This is a genomic window from Ferruginibacter sp. (assembly GCF_031391665.1).
Taxonomy (GTDB): domain Bacteria; phylum Bacteroidota; class Bacteroidia; order Chitinophagales; family Chitinophagaceae; genus Ferruginibacter.
On record NZ_JANMUN010000199.1, the window covers coordinates 1 to 3,070 of the forward strand.

Sequence of the window (3,070 nt, forward strand, 5' to 3'; positions counted from 1 at the left end):
GAAAAACATTCTCGAAAAATAATTACAACACTTAAAAAATTTAATTTTATAGACAATGAAAAGGATGCCATTGACGATAACACCAATTGCAATTACATTTCTATTAGGGTTACTTTTAAGACAATAATCTCTAACAAAAAAAATACAAAAATGAAAAAAGTAACAGGAATAGGCGGTATTTTCTTCAAATGTAAAGACCCAAAAGCAATTAACGAATGGTATAAAACACATCTTGGGTTTGACACAACCCCTTATGGAACAAGCTTTGAATGGCGGGAGGTTGATGACAGTACTAAAAAGGGACTTACCCAGTGGAACCCTTTTGCAGAAAACACAAAATATTTTGCACCTTCTACAAAAGATTTTATGATAAACTACAGAGTAGAGAATTTAGAAGCGCTTGCAGAGCAGCTTAAAAATGAAGGCGTAACAATTGCAGACAAAATTGAGGATACTGATTATGGTAAATTTCTTCATATTATAGATATTGAAGGAAATAAAATTCAATTGTGGGAGCCTAAAGTTTAAAATATGATTCAATTGCTGATTGACAAAATTAATAACTCAAAAATGCTTATCGCTAACATTAGATGCTTGTGCAGGTGTTGTGAATTAATTTAATTTTTATGTCGAAGTAAATTCGATAAAAAACCAGGACTTTCAAACGAAAATAAAATGTATATTTAAAATAAAAATTATGAAAAATAAAATTCTATTTGTAGTATGTCTCCTTTTTGGATTAATGTTTATTAATTCAGGATTAAACAAATTTTTTAATTACATGCCCATGCCAAAAGATATGCCCGAAAGCATGATGAAGTTAATGCAGGCGTTTATGCAAATAACCTGGCTGATGCCGCTTATTGCAATCGCCGAAATTGTGGGTGGCATACTGGTTATTACTAATAAATACAGGGCTTTGGGTGCCATAATTATTTTTCCGGTTATGGTGGGTATTGTTTTAACGCATATTATTAATGCGCCATCTGGGCTTATATTAGCGTTGGTGCTTTTTGCAATTAATCTTTGGATAATAATAGAAAACAGGGCCAAATATTTACCAATGATTAAATAAAGCTTTCTGCAAATTTTATTAATAATGGTTTTTGTACCGGTGGGGTTTTACACTTTTTATTTTTAAACGTAAACCCAGAAACTGTGAAACACTTTTGTCCCAGCAGGGTTTTCACACTATTTAATTTTTAATGTAAAACCTGTAACTGTGAAACCCTGCTGTTGTGATATCTTTAAATTATAACACTGCCATCCTGATTATTCCAAAGAGTTTTTAATTTTTTGATTAACGTCTTAAAACCTCCCCTCTGACTTACTGTAACATTTGTTAGTGTGAAATTGTTTAATTAAAATCATTTCTGCCAACAAATTAATCAACAAACATTTCTTTTTAAAAATAAACTTTATAAACCCCACTTTGTTATTATACAAACATCTATTTGTATGACAAACGAAATTAAAAACAACTATCTCTACCACAAACCACTAACTGCCGAAGCTATAAACAGCTTGCAGCAAAAAGGCTATAAGTATTTACAGGTGCAGGGTTTTACCATGGACCACCATGCCGAGTATGTGGAACCGCATTATTTAATGCTGGTACCAAAAAAAGAATTACCGCTGGATATTTACGAACCCATTAACAGTGAACTGGTAAATGAATGGATAAAAAATAACAGCAGTAACGACAGGCTGGAAGTTTTTTTAGCAGACAGTAAGCACCCCCACTAATAAACATATTCTAAGGGTAATACGGAATAGTATTTATTTATTACTGTGCCTTTCCTTCAATACTTCAATAACATCATTGAGAGAAAAGTCTTTTGCCTGCAGTAAAATCATGTAGTGAAATAATAAGTCGGCAGCTTCCCCTAAAAATAATTCCTTATTATCGTCCTTTGCTTCAATAACTATTTCCACTGCTTCTTCACCAACTTTTTGTGCAATCTTATTTATGCCTTTTGCAAATAAAGAACTGGTGTAAGATTTATCAGAAGGATTATTTTTTCTGTCCACAATAATTTGTTCCAGCTCCTGTAAAAAATTATCGGTTGTGTTTTTTTCATTCCAGCAGGTATCGGCGCCGGTGTGACAGGTGGGACCTTGTGGTATTGCTTTTATTAATAAAGTATCTTTATCGCAATCCACTTTAATATCTTTTAATAATAAATAATTACCGCTCTCCTCTCCCTTGGTCCACAACCTGTTTTTGCTGCGGCTAAAGAAAGTTATTTTTTGCAATTCCTGTGTTTTTGCAACAGCCGCTTCATTCATAAAACCCAGCATCAATACTTTACCTGTTGCAGCATCCTGTATTATTGCAGGCACAAGTCCGTCAGCGTATTTTGTAAAATCAATTGCCCCCATCCCCTGAAGGGGAGTTTGAATGGTGTTGTTCATTATTAGTATTTTCAGTTTTATTCTTTTTAGTTTCCAGCATTTGAATTAATTCTTCTTCCCGTTTCCAAAATCGTTGGCGTAATTTGTCATTCCGTTTTGCCTGCACATTACGCATGTAAACAAAAATAAGTAATGCTACTATTGCAGGGGATATGTATAAATAGCGTTCCATTACAATCGGACAGTAATTTTTTGCTGATGTAAATATTTTTTCAAATCCGGTATTTCAATTTCTTTGTAATGAAAAATACTTGCTGCCAGTGCAGCGTCTGCATTAGCATTTTCAAATACCCTTTTAAAATGCTCCATCGTTCCTGCACCGCCGCTTGCAATTACAGGCACTGGTAATTCATTTGATAATGTTGCAGTAATATCCAAAGCAAAACCATTTTTTGTACCATCGTTATTCATGCTGGTTAATAAAATTTCTCCGGCACCTAAACTAACGGCCTGCCTTGCCCAGTCAATAGTTTTTGTTTCAGTTTTTGTTCTGCCGCCATTTAAATAAACATACCACTCCCCATCAGCTTCTTTTTTTGTATCAATGGCCAGCACCACACACTGGCTGCCAAAAGCATCACTCAAATCTTTTATCAGTTGCGGATTTTTAAATGCCGCTGTATTGACAGATATTTTATCGGCGCCGTTTTGCAAA

Annotated in this window: 6 protein-coding genes; 3 read left to right on the plus strand and 3 right to left on the minus strand. The window is 34.0% G+C overall.

Features of this window, described 5'->3' with window-relative positions; all coding sequences use genetic code 11:
• The 3 genes from ACY651_RS14685 to ACY651_RS14695 form a co-directional block, all read left to right on the plus strand.
• Positions 1-528 (plus strand): VOC family protein (locus ACY651_RS14685; RefSeq protein ID WP_462254062.1); only part of this gene is annotated, 528 nt, incomplete at its 5' end.
• A gap of 169 nt (positions 529-697) precedes the next feature.
• On the plus strand, positions 698-1,075 hold the full coding sequence (locus ACY651_RS14690; protein ID WP_462254064.1) for a DoxX family protein: 378 nt from the start codon (positions 698-700) through the stop codon (positions 1,073-1,075).
• A gap of 383 nt (positions 1,076-1,458) precedes the next feature.
• Positions 1,459-1,746 (plus strand): hypothetical protein, encoded by a 288-nt coding sequence (locus ACY651_RS14695; RefSeq protein ID WP_462254066.1) that lies wholly within the window; start codon positions 1,459-1,461, stop codon positions 1,744-1,746.
• Positions 1,747-1,779: 33 nt separating this feature from the next.
• Here the strand turns inward: ACY651_RS14695 and hisIE are convergent, their stop codons facing one another.
• The 3 genes from hisIE to hisF all read right to left on the minus strand — a co-directional run.
• Positions 1,780-2,415, minus strand: a complete 636-nt coding sequence (gene hisIE, locus ACY651_RS14700) for a bifunctional phosphoribosyl-AMP cyclohydrolase/phosphoribosyl-ATP diphosphatase HisIE (protein WP_462254068.1) — start codon at positions 2,413-2,415, stop codon at positions 1,780-1,782.
• Positions 2,369-2,587, minus strand: a complete 219-nt coding sequence (locus ACY651_RS14705) for a hypothetical protein (RefSeq protein WP_462254070.1) — start codon at positions 2,585-2,587, stop codon at positions 2,369-2,371. Before ACY651_RS14705 ends, hisIE begins: the two co-directional genes overlap by 47 nt.
• A partial coding sequence (gene hisF, locus ACY651_RS14710) for an imidazole glycerol phosphate synthase subunit HisF (RefSeq protein WP_462254072.1) occupies positions 2,587-3,070 on the minus strand: 484 nt, incomplete at its 5' end. The genes hisF and ACY651_RS14705, both read right to left, overlap by 1 nt.

Bases quoted from the DNA above. Each gene is read 5' to 3' on its own strand.
- hisIE (WP_462254068.1), bottom strand. From the start codon at position 2,415: ATGAACAACACCATTCAAACTCCCCTTCAGGGGATGGGGGCAATTGAT.
- ACY651_RS14695 (WP_462254066.1), top strand. From the start codon at position 1,459: ATGACAAACGAAATTAAAAACAACTATCTCTACCACAAACCACTAACT.
- ACY651_RS14690 (WP_462254064.1), top strand. From the start codon at position 698: ATGAAAAATAAAATTCTATTTGTAGTATGTCTCCTTTTTGGATTAATG.
- ACY651_RS14705 (WP_462254070.1), bottom strand. From the start codon at position 2,587: ATGGAACGCTATTTATACATATCCCCTGCAATAGTAGCATTACTTATT.